This is a genomic window from Kocuria sp. KH4 (assembly GCF_053711175.1).
Window position 1 is genome coordinate 1 of the sequence record NZ_JBSJYX010000092.1, and the last position, 255, is coordinate 255.

The following is a 255-nucleotide window of genomic DNA, read 5'->3' on the forward strand; positions in this document are numbered from 1 at the left end:
TTGTTTGAGAACTCAATAGTGTGCCATGTTTGTTGATACCAAATGTTTTGTTTGGTTGATGGATCGCCTGTGTCCCGCCTCCGTGGGGTGTGGGTGGTCGTTTCGGCCTGGATCGCTCGCTCGTCCCCGTTTGGTCGGGGTGGGTGGGTTTGTTTTTTCGTTTTTTTGACGGAGAGTTTGATCCTGGCTCAGGACGAACGCTGGCGGCGTGCTTAACACATGCAAGTCGAACGATGATCTCCCGCTTGCGGGGGT

1 rRNA gene is annotated in these 255 nt (G+C 53.7%); it reads left to right on the plus strand.

What is annotated here, in order from left to right:
* Positions 1 to 165: 165 nt before the first annotated feature.
* Positions 166 to 255: ribosomal RNA gene (locus ACWCOM_RS18620) — 16S ribosomal RNA — on the plus strand; the annotation flags it as partial.